Genomic DNA, 15,754 nt, shown 5'->3' with positions numbered 1-15,754 from the left:
TCGGATGGGGCCGACAGCCACCGCAGGCGGGGGTTGCCAGCGGCGCGAGGCGCGTCCAAAGTGCGCGCCGGCCCATGACGGCCGCGGTCGGGCCGATGTCCCACCACCCGCGCGGCCAGTCCGTGAGCGACGGCCGGGTCGCAGCGCCGGGCACCACCCTGTCCTCCAAATCCGCTTCACGGCGCACAGGGGCAGCCATGCGCAGCCGCGAAAGAGCGGCGCCGCAGGCACTTCTAGAATTGCGGGTTTTCCACGACCTGCCGGCCTGCCATGACGACCTCCGACTACTCCGCGATCAGCGCGCTCTCGCCGCTGGACGGCCGCTATGCCGCCAAGGTCGCCGCGCTGCGCCCGCTGCTTTCCGAGTTCGGGCTGATGCACCGCCGCGTGCAGGTCGAGGTGGAGTGGTTCATCGCGTTGTCTGACGCCGGCTTCAAGGAGTTCAAGCCGCTGTCGTCCGCTGCGCGCTCGCGCCTGCGCCGGCTGGTGAAGAAGTTCAGCGAGACCGATGCCGAAGAGATCAAGGCCATCGAGCGCACGACCAACCACGACGTCAAGGCCGTCGAGTACTGGATCAAGCGCAGCTTCGAGGGTCAGCCCGAGCTGCAGGCTGCCGGCGAGTTCGTGCACTTCGCCTGCACCAGCGAGGACATCAACAACACCAGCCACGCGCTGATGCTGAAGGCTGCACGCGACGAAGTCATGCTGCCGGCGCTGGACGGCATCGTCGCGACGCTGCGCAAGATGGCCCACCAGTTCGCCGCCGTGCCGATGCTGAGCCGCACGCACGGCCAGACCGCCAGCCCGACGACGGTGGGCAAGGAGATCGCCAACGTCGTCGCCCGGCTGCTCACAGCTCGTGCGCGCATCGCTTCTGTGAAGCCGCTGGCCAAGATGAACGGCGCGGTCGGCAACTTCAACGCCCACCTGTCGGCCTGGCCCAAGCATGACTGGGAGGCGTTCAGCAAGACTGTCATCGAGAAGCAGCTCAAGCTGACCTTTAACCCGTACACGATCCAGATCGAGCCGCATGACTACATGGCTGAGCTGTTCGACGCGTTCACGCGTGCCAACACCATCCTGATCGACTGGTCGCGCGACGTCTGGGGCTATATCAGCCTGGGCTACTTCAAGCAGCGCACCAAGGCCGGCGAGATCGGCAGCTCGACGATGCCGCACAAGGTCAACCCCATCGACTTCGAGAACGCGGAAGGCAACTTCGGCTTGGCCAGCGCCGTGCTGACGCATCTGTCGCAGAAGCTGCCGGTGAGCCGCTGGCAGCGCGACCTGACCGACTCCACCGTGCTGCGAAACATGGGCGTCGGCCTGGGCTACGCGCTGCTGGGCTATGACTCGCTGGCCAAAGGCCTGGGCAAGCTGGAGGTCAATGAAGCGGCCCTTGCCGATGACCTCGACGCCGCCTGGGAAGTGCTGGCCGAGCCCATCCAGACCGTCATGCGCCGCTATGGCCTGCCCAACCCCTATGAGCAACTCAAGGAGCTGACCCGCGGCAAGGCCATCACGCGCGAGTCGATTCAGGCCTTCATCGAAGGGCTGGACTTGCCCAAGGCAGAAAAGGCGCGCCTGCTGAAGATGAGCCCGGGCAGCTACACCGGCCTGGCGCAAGACCTGGCACGTCGCGTTTAAAGCTTTAAAGCTTCAGCTTGAAAACCCGCGAGGGCTCGTTGTAGCCCTCGATCTGTTGCTGGGGCTGTTCGATGAATCCCAGCTTGGCGAGCAGGGACACGCTGGACGGGTTGTCCAGTGCCGTGATGGCCATCAGCAGCGGCCAGCCCATCACCTCTCGCGCATGCGCGACACAGCCGCGCGCCGCCTCCAGCGCATAGCCGCGGCCCTCATGCTCGGCCAGCAGCGCGTAACCCAGGTCGGGCTCGGGCAACGTCGGGCGCTTGAACAGGCCGCACATGCCGAGCAGCTCGCCGTCCTCGCGGCGCTCGACGCCCCAGAAGCCGTGGCCAAGCTCGCGGTAGGCCTTGAAGAGCCTTCCCTCGGCCCAAGTCAGGGCATCGGCGACGCTGCGCACGCCGGGGTCGTTGATGTTGCGGATCCAACCGGGCTCGTTGACAAGGCGGAGCAGGAAGGGCGCGTCTTGCGGTGTGAATTCACGCAGCGACAGGCGTTCAGTGGTCAGTATGTGCATGCAGCCAGACAATAACCGGTCATGCTCCGGTCCCTGCCCGCTCAACCGACCAACAGCCGCCGCATAGACGCTTCATGAGCTCCGCGCCCGACTCCAGCGACAACCCCGCGCTCAGCCAGGCTTTGCGTGAACTGGACGTCATCCTGGCCAACGCCGGCGTCGGCATCGTCTTCGTCAAAGCGCGCACCCTCGTGCGCTGCAACCAGCGCTACGCCGAGATCTACGGCTTCGACGGTGTCGAAGGCGCCATCGGCCGCAGCAGCATCGAACTCTACGAGACCGAGCAGGACGCCCGCGGCCTCGGGGCCCGCGCCTATGCGGTGCTGTCGGCCGGCGAGACCTTCCGCGGTGAGCAGCTGATGCGGCGCCAGAACGGCGAGCTGTTCTGGGCCCACCTGACCGGCCGCCTCATCAACGCCGACCACCCGGCCGATGGCTCCATCTGGATCGTCGACGACGTCCACGAACGCAAGCTGGCAGACGCCGCACTGGCCGACCTGCATGCCGAGCAGCAGCTCATCTTCGACCACGCCATGGTCGGCATCGTCTTCCTGCGCGGCCGCCGCGTGACGCGCTGCAACCGCGCCTTCGAGCAGTTGTTCGGCTACGAGCCCGGCGAACTCGACGGCCTGCTGTCGCGCGCCTGGTATCTCAGCGACGACGACTGGAAGGCTGCCGGCGACCTTTGCTACGAGCCCCTGTCGCGCGGCGACTCCTTCCACGCCGAGATGCTGTTGGCGCGCAAGGACGGCAGTTCCATCTACTGCGAGGTGCGCAGCAAGGCCATCGACCGCAGCGACCTGTCGCGCGGCTCCATCTGGATCACGCAGGACATCACTGCCCGCAAAAAGGCCGAGCTGGAACTGGTGCAGGCCAAGGCCCAGCTCGAAGCGCTGGTGCAGCAGCGCACCGAGCAGCTCAGCCAGACCGTGGCTGCGTTGGAGTTGAAGGTCGCCGAGCAGCAGGCCGCCGAGGCGCGCGCCGAGCGGCTGGCGCTGTTCGACGGCTTGACCGGCCTGCCCAACCGCCACCTGCTGGCCGACCGCGCCAGCCAGGCCATCGACATCGCCCGCCGCAGCGACGAGCCGCTCGCCGTGCTCTTCCTCGACCTGGACCACTTCAAAAACGTCAACGACTCGCTCGGCCACCGCGTCGGCGATGCGCTGCTGACCCAGCTCGCCGCCCGGCTGCGCGGCGCCGTGCGCGAGCAGGACACCGTGGCCCGCATGGGCGGCGACGAGTTCGTGCTGGTGCTGCCACTGACCGACATCGCCGGCGCGGCCCACCTGGCTACCAAGCTGATGGCGCTGGCCAGCGCGCCCTTCCATGTCGAGCAGCAGGAGCTGACCGTCACGCCGTCGATGGGCATCGCCGTGTTCCCGACCGACGGCGACGACTTCGAGACGCTGTGCAAGTGCGCCGACGCGGCCATGTACCGCGCCAAGCGCGATGGCCGCAACGCCTACCGCTTCTTCACCAGCGAGATGCAGGCGCAGTCGGCCCGGGCGCTGCAGCTGGAAAACGCGCTGCGCCGCGCGCTGGAGCGCAACCAGCTCAGCCTGCACTACCAGCCACAGTTCGCATTGGACGACGGTGACGAGACCCGCATCGTCGGTGCCGAGGCCCTGCTGCGCTGGCACCACCCGGAGCTGGGCAGCGTGTCGCCCGCCGAATTCATCCCGGTGGCCGAGTCCTCCGGCCTGATCCTGCCCATCGGCGAGTGGGTGCTGCGCGAGGCCTTGAGCCAGCTCGGCCGCTGGGACGCCGCCGGCCTGCCCGAGCTGACCATGGCGGTCAATCTGTCGGCCGTGCAGTTCCGCCACGACGACCTGCCCGAGCTGGTCGGCCGCGTGCTGGAGGAAGTCGGCATGCCGGCCGAGCGTCTGGAGCTGGAGCTGACCGAGGGCGCCGCCATGGACAACCCGGCCGTCGCCATCACCGTCATGAACGAGCTGCACGCCCGTGGCGTGCGCCTGTCCATCGACGACTTCGGCACCGGCTATTCGTCGCTCAGCTACCTGAAGAAGTTCCGCGTCAGCAAGCTCAAGATCGACCAGTCCTTCATCCGCGACCTGACGGACGACGCCGAGGACCGCGCCATCGTCGACGCCGTCATCCGCATGGCGGGTGCGTTAGGTCTGCACATCCTGGCCGAGGGCGTCGAGACCGAAGGCCAGCTGGCCTTCCTGCGCCGCCAGGGCTGCCAGGCCGTGCAGGGCTATCTGTTCAGCCGGCCGCTGCCGGCCGAGGCCTTCGAGGCCTTTGTGCAAAGCCGCGTACTGACCAGCGTGCTCTGAGCCGCGAGGCCGCACGCCACCCTGGACAATCCCGCGCATGAACTTCCTTTCCCAGCTTCAAGACCTGACCCCGCGCTCACGCCTGTGCGTCGGCCTCGACCCCGAGCCCTCCAAGCTGCCGGGTGCCTGGGCGGGCGACGCGTCCAGGATCTACGACTTCTGCGCCGCCATCGTCGACGCCACCAAGGACCTTGTCTGCGCCTTCAAGCCGCAGATTGCCTACTTCGCCGCCCACCGCGCCGAGGACCAGCTCGAGCGCCTCATCGCCCACATCCATGAGGTTGCGCCGGGCGTACCCGTCATCCTCGACGCCAAGCGTGGCGACATCGGCTCCACCGCCGAGCAGTACGCCCGCGAGGCCTTCGTCCGCTACCAGGCTGATGCGGTGACCTTGTCGCCGTTCATGGGCTTCGATTCGGTCGAGCCCTATCTCGCCTACGAGGGCAAGGGCGCCATCCTGCTGTGCCGCACCTCCAACAAGGGCGGCGACGACTGGCAGATGCAGCGCCTGGCGGACGTGCCCGGCCAGCCGCGCCTGTTCGAGCACCTGGCGCACCTGGCCGAAACGCAGTGGAACCGCAATGGCCAGCTCGGCCTCGTCGTCGGCGCCACCTATCCGGCCGAAATCGCCCGCGTGCGCGAGCTCGCACCGACGCTGCCCCTGCTCGTGCCCGGCGTGGGCGCGCAAGGCGGCGATGCGGCTGCGGTGGTGCAGGCTGCGGGCCGCAGCGCACCGCTGGTCGTGAACTCTTCGCGCGCCATCCTCTATGCCAGCAGCGGCGCCGACTTTGCCGAGCGCGCTCGCGCGTTGGCCGAGGCCACCCGCACCAGCCTGCTCTGACCATGGGCCGCGCCGACGAAGACCTCAGCAGCCTCGTCGGGCACGCCGCCCCGCCCGAGGAGCAACGCGAGCGCCTGCAGACCAGCATGCGCTGGCAGGCATCGCGGGTCTTCCTGCTGGCCTGCGCGCCGGTCTTCGCGCCGGTGGCGCTGCTGCTGTGGTTCACACGCCAGCCGCAGGAATGGCAGGGCGGCTGGGTACCGCCGGCGCTGTCGCTGCTGATCTCGGTGCTGGCCGGGTTGCGGCTGGTGCAGATTGCGAACGCGCCGCGACGCCGCGAGCAGCCCTTCGTGGCGCTGGCCATGATGTCGCTGGTGCTGTCCTTGCCTGTTGTCGTCGCGGTGTCGCGCGACCTGGGCCTGTGGTCGCTGGGCCTGCCGCTGATGGCCCTGGTCATCGCCTTTGCGACCGGCCTGCTCGGCATGGTTGTCGGCGTGGTGCTGACGGTACTGGGCGGGCTCGCGTTACTGGGGCTGGGCGTGGGCGAGGTACTGGGCTGGGCCACGCATCCAACGGCTTCATCCAGCCTGGAGCTGCGCGCCATCGTGCAGTTCAGCCTGCTTGGCTCCGGCCTCGTGGCAGGTCTGGGCCTGCTGAAGATGGTCAAGCGCTCGCTGGCCGAGGCGGACGAGCGCACGGCGCGCTTTCGCGGCCTGCTCGGCATGGCGGTGGACTGGTATTGGGAGATGGACCGCGAGTTCCGCTTCACCCATGTCGCCGAGGAGAGACCGGGCAGTTCCGGCCTCGACCTGCAATGCCGGCTGGGCAAGACACCCTGGGAGGTCGACGGCCTGGGCCTGAGCGACGACGAGCTGGACGCCCACCGCGCCGATCTGGAATCGCACCGCCCCTTCCACGGCATGGTGGCGCGCCGCACCGGCCTGGATGGCAGCCCCCGCTGGGTGTCCATCAGCGGCGAACCACGCTTCGATGCCCAGGGCAATTTTCGCGGCTACTGGGGCGTGGGCCGCGACGTCACCCATGAGGTCGCCGCCGAGCAGACCGTGCAGGCGACCGAGACGCGCTACCGCGAGTTGTTTCGCCGCTCGCCCAGCCCGCTGGTGCTGCACCGCTGGGGCCGCGTCGTCGACGCCAACCCGGCCGCCATGGCCATGTTCGGCTACGCGCAGCGCTCCAGCATGATCGGCCAGGACCTGTTCAGCCATTACGAACCCGGCGACGACGAGACCGCCCGCCAGCAGGCCGCGCGCATGGAAGGCCTGGCGCCGGGCGCGATGCAGCCCATGGCGGAGTACCGCCTGCGCACACTGTCGCGCCGGCGCCGGCTGGTGCAGGCCACCAGCGTGCGCGTCGAGACCGCATCGGGCCCGGCCACGCTGACCTTCTTCACCGACCAGACGGAGCAGAGTCGCGCCCAGGACGCGCTGCGCCGCAGCGAAGGCCTGCTGAGCCACCTGGTGGCCACCAGCCCCGACCTGATCACGCTGACCGAGGCCGAGACCGGCCGCTATGCGATGGTCAACAAGGCGTTCGAGAGCCTGACCGGCTGGAGCAGCACCGAGGTGCTGGGGCGCACGTCCGAGGAGATCGGCATCTGGCACAACCCGGCCGACCGCACCGCCGTGCGCGAGTCCATCCGCCGCGACGGCATCGCCAGCAATGTGCCCATCAGCTTCCGTCGCAAGGACGGCAGCACGGTCTCCATGCTGGTGTCGGTAGCGCCCTTCGAGATGGACGGCCAGAACTACCTGGTGCTGTATGCGCGCGATGTGTCGGAGAGCGAGCGCACCCGCCTCGTGCACGGCGCCATCCTGGAGAACGCCTCCATCGGCATCACGCTGACGCGCGACCAGCAGTTCGTGCTGGCCAACCCGCGGGTCGAGGCCATGTTCGGCTGGGAGCGCGGCGCGCTGATCGGCCAGCATGGCAGCGTCGTCTGGCCCAGCGTCGAGGATTGGCAGGCCGTCGGCCGCGACCTCGGCCCGCGCCTGGCCGCCGGCGAGCAGGTCGAGGCCGAGCGCACCATGCGCCGCCGCGACGGCACCAACTTCCTGGCCCGCCTGCTGGCCCAGGTTGTCGACCCGGCCCACCCCAGCCGCGGCGGCACCATCTGGATCATCGAAGACGTCACCGAGCGCCGCCGCGTCGAGGACCAGCTCGCCCATGCCAAGGACGAGGCCCAGGCGGCCAGCCGTGCCAAGAGCGCCTTCCTGGCCAACACCAGCCACGAGATCCGCACGCCGCTCAACGGCCTGCTCGGCCTGGGCCGGCTGGCCCAGCAGCCTGATATCTCCGAGGTCCAGCGGCGCGACTATCTCAACCAGATGATGGACAGCGCCGAGAGCCTATCGGGGCTGATCTCAGACATCCTCGACCTGTCCAAGATCGAGGCCGGCCGCCTGACGCTGGAGACCCAGCCCTTCTCGCTGCGCGAGCTGCTGGCGTCCATCCGCCTGGCCTACCTGACGCTGGCGCAGGCGCGCGGCCTGACCTTCGCCGTCGAGATCGACCCCGGCCTGCCGGCCTGGGTGTTCGGCGACCCGCTTCGCACGCGGCAGATCCTGTCCAACTACCTGACCAATGCGCTGAAGTTCACTGCCACCGGCGGCATCACCGTCAGCGTGCGCGCCCTGACCGTCAACGCCCACGGCAGCGCCGGCGAGTGGGTGCACATCGAAGTGCGCGACACCGGCCCGGGCATCGCGTCCGAACAGCAGGCGCGCCTCTTCCAGCCCTTCACGCAGGCTGACGAATCGACCACGCGGCGCTTCGGCGGCACCGGCCTGGGCCTGTCGATCTGCCGCGAGCTGGCCACGCTGATGGGCGGCGATGTCGGCGTCGACAGCAAGCCCGGCGACGGCTCGGCCTTCTGGGCCGAGCTGCCCTTGCCGGCCGCGCCGGCGCCCATGGCCCACCAGCCCCGCGAGACACGCGCGCATGGCGCCGGCCACGAGGCCCTGCATGGCCGCCGCGTGCTGATCGCCGAGGACCACCCCGTCAACATGCTGATCGCCGTGGCCCAGCTGGAGCAATGGGGCATGGAGGTCGCCCAGGCCAGCGACGGGCGCCAGGCCATCGAGGCCGTGCTGGCCGCGGCCAGCGTGGGCAAGCCCTTCGACATCGTGCTGATGGACGTGCAGATGCCGGTCATGGGCGGGCATGACGCGACCCGCGAGCTGCGCAAGCATTTCGCCGTCAACGAGTTGCCCATCGTCGCGCTGACCGCGGCCGCATTGGTCTCCGAGCGCGACGACGCTTTCGCTGCGGGCATGAATGACTTCCTGACCAAGCCCATCGACACGCCCAAGCTGCACCAGACGCTCCTGCGGCTCACAGGCGCGCGCTGACAATGCCGGCTCCAAGGAGGAGCCCCCCATGAACCCGTCAGCGCCCCGCAGCTTCAAGTACTACGACTTGATCATGGCGGCATGCGTCTGCGTGCTGCTGTGCGCCAACCTCATCGGCCCGGCCAAGGCGGCGCAGGTGCAGCTGCCGTTGATCGGCACGGTCACCTTCGGCGCGGACCTGTTCTTCTTTCCCATCAGCTACATCTTTGGCGACGTGCTGACCGAGGTGTACGGCTATGGCCGTGACCGCCGCGTCGTCTGGGCCGGTTTCGGCGCGCTGCTGTTCGCGGCCTTCATGGCCTTTGTCATCGTGCATCTGCCGCCGGCGCGCAACGGCTTCATGGATGCCTACCAGCTCCACGTCGAGGCGATGTTCGGCAACACCTGGCGCGTCGTGGCGGGCTCGATGGTCGCTTTCGCCTGCGGCAGCTTCGCCAACAGCTTCGTCATGGCCAAGATGAAGATCGCCACCAATGGCCGCTACCTCTGGGCCCGCATCGTCGCCTCCACCGCGGTGGGCCAACTGCTGGACACCGGCCTGTTCCTGACCATCGCCTTCTGGGGCATCTGGCCGCAGGAGCAACTGCTCGCCGTGTTCGTCGCGCAGTACTGCTTCAAGCTGATCTGGGAGGCGGTGCTGTTCCCGGTCACGGCGCGCTTCATCGCTTTCCTCAAACGCGTCGAAGGCCTGGACCATTACGACCGCGACACCAACTTCAACCCCTTCTCGGTGAAGGTCTGAGCGGCTGCGCTAAGGTCACGCCATGCTGCGCCGCCTGCTCCTGTTGCTGACGCTGTTCGCCGGCCTGACGCTGGCGCCACTGGCCCGTGCGGGCCAGCCCTGTTGCGAGCAGGGCTGCGACGCGATGCCGGCCTGCGCAGCCATCTGCTCGATATGCGTCAGCCCGGCGGCATTGCCGTTGGCCGAACCGGTATTGCCCCGCAGCGCAGCCGCCTGCACCCGCCCCGCCACCGTGGGCCTTGCCTTTGACGATTGGACCGACGAGATCTGGAACCCGCCTGATTGAGGCCGGCGTGTTCCGTTTCGTTTCCTCCAACACTTTCAAAGGACATCCATGAAATCCAGACTCATCCGGGCCGCTGCGGCGATGACCCTGCTGTCGGCCTCGGCCGCCGCCTTCGCTGCACAGTCCTGCTGCGGCGACCTGGCCTGCTGCCTGCAGCAGCTGATGGCCTGCTGCCTGTAAAGCAGGCCTGACGAGCCGGCGCCCGCCTCGCGAGCGCCGGCTTTTTTCATTCAGTCGATCAACGGCAGGCTGCGCCGACGCTCACCGGTCAGCGCGAACCAGGCATTCGCGACCGCCGGTGCCACAGGCGGCGTGGCCGGCTCACCGACGCCCGTCGGCGGTCCTTCGCTGGCCATCAGATGCGTCTCGATGGCCGGGCACTGGGCCAGCGTCAGCAGCGGCTGGTCCGGGAAGTTCTTCTGCTGCACCTCGCTGCCGACGATGTCGATGCGGCCCCAGAGCGCCGCCGTCAGGCCGAAGACGATGCCGCTTTCGACCTGGCGCACGACGATGCCGGGGTTGACGACGGTGCCGCAGTCCATCGCGCAGACGACACGGCGCACGCCAGGCCTGCCGCGGTCGTTCACGACCTCCACCACCTGGGCCACGATGCTGCCGAAGCTCTCGTGAACGGCCACGCCGCGCGCCACGCCGGCCGGCAGCGGCCGACCCCATTCCGCGGCGTCGGCGGCGCGCTGCAGCACCGCCTGGTGGCGCGGCAGGCCGTCCAGCAACGCCAGGCGAAAAGCCACCGGGTCGGCTTGGGCCGCGTGGGCCAGCTCGTCGATGAAGCCTTCCTTGAAGAAGGCGTGATGCGAATGGCCGACCGAGCGCCACATGCCGACCGGCACGCCACTGCGCGTGGGCTGGTGCGCGATGCGCATGTTGGGAATGGCATAGCCGAGGTCGAACAACCCCTCCGACGCCGTCTTGTCCGGCGCGTCGCCTCGCATGAACAGGGCCGCCATCGCACGGCCATCAGGGAAGGCATTGCGGTTCAGCACATCCAGCGCCGGCGCCAGGCCGGGCATGACGCGCTCGGCCCAGCGCGGCAGCACGGCGTCCGCGGCGTTGGTGATGGACAGCGCCACCGGCCGGCCCGACGCATTCAACCCGCCCTGCAGCACGGCGACCTCGGCAGGGCGATAGAAGTCGTGCGTCATGTCCTCTTCGCGCGACCAGACGAGCTGCACCGGCAGGCCGCCCATCTCGATAGCGACGCGCACCGCCTGGCCGATGAAGTCGACGTCCAGCCGCCGGCCGAAGCCGCCGCCGAGGTAGTTCACATGCACCGTCACGTCCTCCGGCGCCACGCCGGCCACACGTGCAGCGACGTCGCGGGCAAAAACTGGCACCTGGGTGGGCGCCCAGACGGTGACATGACCCTCGCGCACCTGCGCCGTGCAATTCATCGGCTCCAGCGTCGCATGGGCCAGATAGGGCGCGCTGTAGATGGCCTCCAGCCGGGACGCAGCGCCCACCAGTGCCGCCTTGGCGTCGCCCTGCGCCAGGAAGGCAAAGCCGTCCCCCGCTTCATGGGCACGGCGCGCCTCGCCCTCCAACGCCGCGAGGATGGCCTTGGAGTCGACCCGCCCGCCCGGCGGCGCCTGCCAAGCCACCTCCAGCGCCTTGGCGGCCTCGCTTGCATGCCAGGTCGTGCGCGCGACCACGGCGTACGCCGCCGTCGAGCCTGCCATCGTCCCTAACGCCACCACGCGCAGCACACCGGACCGCGCGCGTACCGCGTCGACATTGGCCGGGCCCAGTCCACCGCCCAGCATCGGGCAGTGGCGGATGGCCGCGAAGACCTGGCCCGGCTCACGCACGTCCAGCCCGTAACGCGCGCTGCCATTGACCTTGGCCGCCAGGTCGATGCGCGGCAGCGCCTTGCCGATCTGCGTCCACTGGCCACGGTCCTTCAGCCTGACCTTGCCGGGCGGCGTCAGCGCGGCCTGGGCGGCCAGGCTGCCGTAGTGGTCGAGTGCGCCGCTGGCATGGTGGATGACACCGTCCTTGACCATCAGCTCGGCCACCGGCAGCCTGTGCTTGAGCCCCGCGGCGCCGAGCAGCTGCGCACGCGCCGTCGCGGCCGCCAGGCGCAGCGGGGCCCAGGCATCCGCCGTCGTCGACGACCCGCCGGTCAGGTTCAGGCCCAGCTCGCGTGCCAGCTTGGCGGTGACCCAGGCCGACAGCTTGAAGGCGCCGCGCCCGTGGTCGCGCGGGCCGAAGGGCAGGCTGCCTGCGAACGCCGCGACATTGCCGTAGATGGCGTCATGCCCGGCCGCCGTCAGGCGCACGGTGGCCAGCGGCACGTCCAGTTCCTCCGCCACGAGTTGGGCCAACGCCGTGTGCACGCCCTGGCCCATCTCGCTACGCGGCATGGCCAGCAGCACGCTGCCGTCGGCGGCGACCTTGATCCAGCCGTTCAGCCCCACCTCGCCGTCGACCGGCACCAGCGTGCGCGCATCGCCCAGCCGCGAGCGTGGCGGCAGCACGCCCCAGCCGACGATCAGCGCGCCGGCCGCACCCAGCCCGCTGAGCAGCAAGCTGCGCCGCTTCATTTCTTCTTCACCGCGGCGCCGGCTTGCTTGATGGCAGCGCGCACGCGCGGGTAAGTGCCGCAGCGGCAGAGGTTGGTCATGGCCGCGTCGATGTCGGCATCGCTGGGCTTGCTGTTGCGCGCCAGCAGCGCCGCGGCGGCCATCAACATGCCGCTCTGGCAATAGCCGCATTGCGGCACCTGTTCGGCCAGCCAGGCCAATTGCAGTGCATGCGGCTGGTCCTTGCCGGCCAGCCCTTCGATGGTCGTGACGGCCTTGCCGGCGACGGCGCCCAGCGGCGTGACGCAGGCGCGCACCGCCTGGCCGTCGACATGGACCGTGCAGGCGCCACAGGCCGCGATGCCGCAGCCGAACTTGGTGCCGGTCAGGTCCAGGCCGTCCCGCAGCACCCACAGCAGCGGCATGGCCGGGTCGCCCGCCACCTCGGGCAAGGTCATGATCTGGCCGTTTACTTTCAGATCCATCGCAAGCGGTCGGGGTCGGGGAAAGAACGCGCCAGGATAGCCGTCACGGTCGACAATCCCCGCATGAGCCAGCCCCTAGTTGCAACAGCACCTGACCTGCTGTTCGTGCTGCTGCCCGACAGCGGCCTTGCCCCCGACGGCCCCGACACGATGGCGCCCCTGGCCGCCGCGCTGCATGCCCAGTATCCGCAGTGCGCGACGCTCAACCTGCACCCGCCGCTGCGTGATGCCGAAGGCCGCTGCCGCTGGTGGGCGGGCGCGGCGCCGAACGCCGAAGGCGTCGACGCGGCGCTGCCGCCCTTGATCGAGCGGCTGCGCCTCGCGGCCGGCAAGCTGGACCTGCCCTGGCAGCGCGTCGCCGTGGCCGGCGTGGGCGACGGGGCGCTGCTGGCGCTGGAGGCCGTTCAGGCCGAAGCCCGGCTCGTCGGCCGCGTGCTGGCCTTTGCCGGCGGCTACCTGGCGAGGCCGGAGCATGCGCCGCAAGACGTTTGCGTGCACCTGCTGCATGGCCTGGCGGACCAGCGTTTTCCTTACCGGCATCTGGTGGATGCCGCGCAGTCCCTGGTCGATCTGGGCGCCGACGTGACCGCCGACCTGCTGCCCCACCTGGACCATGGCCTGCACCCTGCCATGATCGACAAGGCCATGGAGCAGCTGCGCACCTTCATTCCCGCGCGACTGTGGCGCGAGGCGGTGGTGGCGGCACAGGAAGGCGAGCGCCCCGTCGCTTGACCCCAGCTGCCTGCCGGATGTCGCGGGCGATTAGGCTCGCGCCCTCGCCAAGGAGGAATTCGCAACGATGGACAACCTGGACCTGAGCGTGCTGCGCACGGCCGCCGGCTGGCGGGCCGAGGCACGTGGCGTCGTGCTGGGCACGATCACGCGCACCTGGGGCTCGGCGCCGCGGCCGGTCGGCTCGCTCGTCGCCGTGCGCGACGACGGCCTGATCACCGGCTCAGTCTCGGGCGGCTGCATCGAGGATGACCTCGTCGCCCAGCTGCGCGCCGGCAGCCTGGCCATCGCCATGCCGACACCGCTGCGTTATGGCGTTGGGGCCGAGGAGGCGCGCCGCTTCGGCCTGCCTTGCGGCGGCACGCTGGAGCTGCTGCTGGAGCCGCTGGGGCCGCAGTCGGGCGTGGACGAGCTGCTGACCCGCCTGACCCGTGGCGAGCGCGTGCGCCGCACGCTGGACCTGGCGACGGGTGCCGTCACGCTCGCCGACGCCGAGGCCGGTGCCGACACCTTGACGCTGACCGACACCCAACTCGTCAGCCACCATGGCCCGCAGTGGCGGCTGCTCGTCATCGGTGCCGGCCAGATGACCGACTACCTTGCGCAGATGGCGCTGGCGCTGGGCTATGGCGTGACGGTCTGCGACCCGCGCGCCGAGTACGCCGACGGCTTTGCGCTCGCCAGCGTCGCGCTGACGCGCGACATGCCCGACGATGTCGTCACCGCCTTCAAACCCGATGGCGCGACGGCCATCGTTGCGCTGACCCACGACCCCAAGCTTGACGACCTGGCGCTGATGGAGGCACTGAAAAGCGCGGCCTTCTACGTCGGCGCCATCGGCTCGCGCGTCAACCAGGCCAAGCGGCGCGCGCGGCTGGCCGAGCATTTCGGGCTGACCGACGCCGAGCTGGACCGCCTGCACGGCCCCGTCGGCCTGGACATCGGCGCGCGCACGCCGCCGGAGATCGCACTGAGCATCCTGGCGGAGATGACAGCCGTGCGCTATCGCGCGGCGGGCGCGCGGCCCGAGGCCGGCTGTGCGACGTAGAGTTCAGGGCTTCGCCCGCCGTCACGTCATGATCGAACTGCACTACTTCCCCAGCAACGCCAGCTTCGCGCCCCATATCCTGCTCGAAGAGATGGGCGTGCCCTTCACGCTGCGCGAGGTCGACCGCGCCAACAACGGCCACAAGTCGCCCGAGTACCTGAAGCTCAACCCCAACGGGCTGATCCCCACGCTCGTCGATGGCGACGTGGTGCTCTACGAGACCGCCGCCATCCTGATGCACCTGGCCGATTGCCACGCCGGTTTTGCGCCCGCTGTCGGCACGGCCGAGCGGGCCCAGTACTACAAGTGGATGGTCTGGCTGACCAACACGCTGCAGGCCATGCTGATCCACTACTTCTACCCGGACCGCATGGCCAGCGACGCCGATGAGGTCAAGGCGCGGGCCGAGGCCCAGGTTGCGCCGATGCTGGACCAGATGGAGGCGGAACTGGCCCGCCATGGCGGCCCGTGGTTCCTCGGCGAGCACTACACCGCCGTCGACCCGCTGGCCTTCATGTTGTGCCGCTGGACGCGCATGCAGGCCCTGCCGGCGAAGACGCGGCCCGCACTGGGCGCCTACCTCAAGCGGGTGTTCGACCGGCCGGCCACGCAGCGCGTCGTCGCCAAAGAAAAGCTGGCTGACCCGGTCTATTGATCAGGGCCAGTGCCGCTGGAACACGGCGGCGACCTCGGGGTGCTGCTCCACGCGCACCAACTGCGCATGGAAGCTCGGGCGCTCGGTCTGCAGATGGGCGCGCGCGCCCGACCAGCGTGACACCACCGTGGCCATCAGCTCCAGCGCGCCAGGAGAGCCGGCATCGAAGCCGATCTCGAACTGGTCGGCAAACAGCCGCCAATGTTCATGCAGCCGCGCCCGCGTGCCGGCGCGGATCTGGGCCTTCATCGCGTCGTCGCAGGGCTCGCACCAGCGCTCCGGGTAGTCGAGGATGCTGATGGCCGCATAGCAGTTGGCGGCGATGTAGACCAGGCCGCGCAGCGCACGCGCACGCGCGCCGACGTCGGCGGGCAGCAGCAGCCCGGGCGACACCGTCAGACCCAGGTGGATGAGGATGGCCGCGCTCTCCGTCATGACGGTGCCGTCGGCCAGCAGCAGCGTCGGAATCTGGCCCAGCGGGTTCACGCGCAGCAGTTCATCCAGGCCCGGGCCGGGGTTCCACGACGCCGCGTCGACGCCCGTGTAGGCCAGGCCGGCGCGGGCCAGGGCCGCCTCGATGATGGCGGAACCCGAGCCCTTGGTGCCGTACAAAGTCAACATGTCCTGACTCCTTCATTGAGCGTGCAAAATCATCACGC

The 15,754-nt window shown here is 69.5% G+C and carries 14 protein-coding genes; 10 read left to right on the top strand and 4 right to left on the bottom strand.

The window, feature by feature from the left end; genetic code table 11:
• Positions 1-270 precede the first annotated feature (270 nt).
• Entirely contained in the window at positions 271-1,647 is a 1,377-nt protein-coding gene (gene purB, locus ASC81_RS15265) for an adenylosuccinate lyase (protein WP_056268751.1), read from the top strand.
• 4 nt (positions 1,648-1,651) lie between these two features.
• Here purB and ASC81_RS15260 read toward each other — a convergent pair whose 3' ends face one another.
• Positions 1,652-2,161 (bottom strand): GNAT family N-acetyltransferase, encoded by a 510-nt coding sequence (locus ASC81_RS15260; protein ID WP_056268749.1) that lies wholly within the window; start codon positions 2,159-2,161, stop codon positions 1,652-1,654.
• Positions 2,162-2,235: 74 nt separating this feature from the next.
• Here ASC81_RS15260 and ASC81_RS15255 point away from each other — a divergent pair, with 74 nt between their 5' ends.
• From ASC81_RS15255 to ASC81_RS28100, 6 genes are read left to right on the top strand one after another with little or no spacing between them, the layout of a single operon-like run.
• The gene (locus tag ASC81_RS15255; RefSeq protein ID WP_056268747.1) at positions 2,236-4,458 is read left to right on the top strand and encodes a bifunctional diguanylate cyclase/phosphodiesterase; all 2,223 of its coding nucleotides are present in this window, start codon (positions 2,236-2,238) and stop codon (positions 4,456-4,458) included.
• A 37-nt stretch (positions 4,459-4,495) separates the two neighbouring features.
• Entirely contained in the window at positions 4,496-5,299 is an 804-nt protein-coding gene (gene pyrF / locus ASC81_RS15250; RefSeq protein WP_056268745.1) for an orotidine-5'-phosphate decarboxylase, read from the top strand.
• Between the two features lie 2 nt (positions 5,300-5,301).
• The gene (locus ASC81_RS15245) at positions 5,302-8,607 is read left to right on the top strand and encodes a PAS domain S-box protein (RefSeq protein WP_056268743.1); all 3,306 of its coding nucleotides are present in this window, start codon (positions 5,302-5,304) and stop codon (positions 8,605-8,607) included.
• 28 nt (positions 8,608-8,635) lie between these two features.
• Positions 8,636-9,349 (top strand): queuosine precursor transporter, encoded by a 714-nt coding sequence (locus ASC81_RS15240; protein WP_056268741.1) that lies wholly within the window; start codon positions 8,636-8,638, stop codon positions 9,347-9,349.
• A gap of 22 nt (positions 9,350-9,371) precedes the next feature.
• A complete protein-coding gene (locus ASC81_RS15235; protein ID WP_056268740.1) occupies positions 9,372-9,635 on the top strand; it encodes a hypothetical protein in 264 nt (87 codons plus the stop codon).
• Positions 9,636-9,683: 48 nt separating this feature from the next.
• Complete coding sequence (locus ASC81_RS28100; RefSeq protein WP_255354429.1) at positions 9,684-9,815, top strand: hypothetical protein; 132 nt, start codon at positions 9,684-9,686, stop codon at positions 9,813-9,815.
• A gap of 50 nt (positions 9,816-9,865) precedes the next feature.
• Here ASC81_RS28100 and ASC81_RS15230 read toward each other — a convergent pair whose 3' ends face one another.
• Both ASC81_RS15230 and ASC81_RS15225 read right to left on the bottom strand, forming a co-directional pair.
• Complete coding sequence (locus ASC81_RS15230; RefSeq protein ID WP_056268738.1) at positions 9,866-12,196, bottom strand: xanthine dehydrogenase family protein molybdopterin-binding subunit; 2,331 nt, start codon at positions 12,194-12,196, stop codon at positions 9,866-9,868.
• A complete protein-coding gene (locus tag ASC81_RS15225) occupies positions 12,193-12,660 on the bottom strand; it encodes a (2Fe-2S)-binding protein (protein WP_056268736.1) in 468 nt (155 codons plus the stop codon). Before ASC81_RS15225 ends, ASC81_RS15230 begins: the two co-directional genes overlap by 4 nt.
• Positions 12,661-12,723: 63 nt before the next feature.
• Here ASC81_RS15225 and ASC81_RS15220 point away from each other — a divergent pair, with 63 nt between their 5' ends.
• The 3 genes from ASC81_RS15220 to ASC81_RS15210 all read left to right on the top strand — a co-directional run bounded on the left by ASC81_RS15220 (position 12,724) and on the right by ASC81_RS15210 (position 15,095).
• Positions 12,724-13,392 (top strand): hypothetical protein, encoded by a 669-nt coding sequence (locus ASC81_RS15220; RefSeq protein WP_056268734.1) that lies wholly within the window; start codon positions 12,724-12,726, stop codon positions 13,390-13,392.
• Between the two features lie 67 nt (positions 13,393-13,459).
• Complete coding sequence (locus tag ASC81_RS15215) at positions 13,460-14,440, top strand: XdhC family protein (protein WP_056268733.1); 981 nt, start codon at positions 13,460-13,462, stop codon at positions 14,438-14,440.
• Positions 14,441-14,468: 28 nt separating this feature from the next.
• Positions 14,469-15,095, top strand: a complete 627-nt coding sequence (locus ASC81_RS15210; RefSeq protein WP_056268731.1) for a glutathione S-transferase family protein — start codon at positions 14,469-14,471, stop codon at positions 15,093-15,095.
• Here ASC81_RS15210 and ASC81_RS15205 read toward each other — a convergent pair whose 3' ends face one another.
• Positions 15,096-15,716 carry a glutathione S-transferase gene (locus tag ASC81_RS15205; RefSeq protein WP_056268729.1) on the bottom strand — a complete coding sequence of 207 codons (621 nt, stop codon included), beginning with the start codon at positions 15,714-15,716 and terminating at the stop codon, positions 15,096-15,098. It abuts the gene before it with no gap.
• Between the last annotated feature and the right edge of the window lie 38 nt (positions 15,717-15,754).

This window comes from Pelomonas sp. Root405, from assembly GCF_001425165.1.
GTDB lineage: Bacteria > Pseudomonadota > Gammaproteobacteria > Burkholderiales > Burkholderiaceae_C > Pelomonas.
Note: the sequence above shows the minus strand (reverse complement) of the source record. Positions and strands in the feature narration are given on the sequence as shown.

What these genes read in the sequence shown, in the direction of transcription:
- purB (WP_056268751.1), top strand. Translation starts at nt 271, where the DNA reads ATGACGACCTCCGACTACTCCGCGATCAGCGCGCTCTCGCCGCTGGAC.
- ASC81_RS15260 (WP_056268749.1), bottom strand. Translation starts at nt 2,161, where the DNA reads ATGCACATACTGACCACTGAACGCCTGTCGCTGCGTGAATTCACACCG.
- ASC81_RS15255 (WP_056268747.1), top strand. Translation starts at nt 2,236, where the DNA reads ATGAGCTCCGCGCCCGACTCCAGCGACAACCCCGCGCTCAGCCAGGCT.
- pyrF (WP_056268745.1), top strand. Translation starts at nt 4,496, where the DNA reads ATGAACTTCCTTTCCCAGCTTCAAGACCTGACCCCGCGCTCACGCCTG.
- ASC81_RS15245 (WP_056268743.1), top strand. Translation starts at nt 5,302, where the DNA reads ATGGGCCGCGCCGACGAAGACCTCAGCAGCCTCGTCGGGCACGCCGCC.
- ASC81_RS15240 (WP_056268741.1), top strand. Translation starts at nt 8,636, where the DNA reads ATGAACCCGTCAGCGCCCCGCAGCTTCAAGTACTACGACTTGATCATG.
- ASC81_RS15235 (WP_056268740.1), top strand. Translation starts at nt 9,372, where the DNA reads ATGCTGCGCCGCCTGCTCCTGTTGCTGACGCTGTTCGCCGGCCTGACG.
- ASC81_RS28100 (WP_255354429.1), top strand. Translation starts at nt 9,684, where the DNA reads ATGAAATCCAGACTCATCCGGGCCGCTGCGGCGATGACCCTGCTGTCG.
- ASC81_RS15230 (WP_056268738.1), bottom strand. Translation starts at nt 12,196, where the DNA reads ATGAAGCGGCGCAGCTTGCTGCTCAGCGGGCTGGGTGCGGCCGGCGCG.
- ASC81_RS15225 (WP_056268736.1), bottom strand. Translation starts at nt 12,660, where the DNA reads ATGGATCTGAAAGTAAACGGCCAGATCATGACCTTGCCCGAGGTGGCG.
- ASC81_RS15220 (WP_056268734.1), top strand. Translation starts at nt 12,724, where the DNA reads ATGAGCCAGCCCCTAGTTGCAACAGCACCTGACCTGCTGTTCGTGCTG.
- ASC81_RS15215 (WP_056268733.1), top strand. Translation starts at nt 13,460, where the DNA reads ATGGACAACCTGGACCTGAGCGTGCTGCGCACGGCCGCCGGCTGGCGG.
- ASC81_RS15210 (WP_056268731.1), top strand. Translation starts at nt 14,469, where the DNA reads ATGATCGAACTGCACTACTTCCCCAGCAACGCCAGCTTCGCGCCCCAT.
- ASC81_RS15205 (WP_056268729.1), bottom strand. Translation starts at nt 15,716, where the DNA reads ATGTTGACTTTGTACGGCACCAAGGGCTCGGGTTCCGCCATCATCGAG.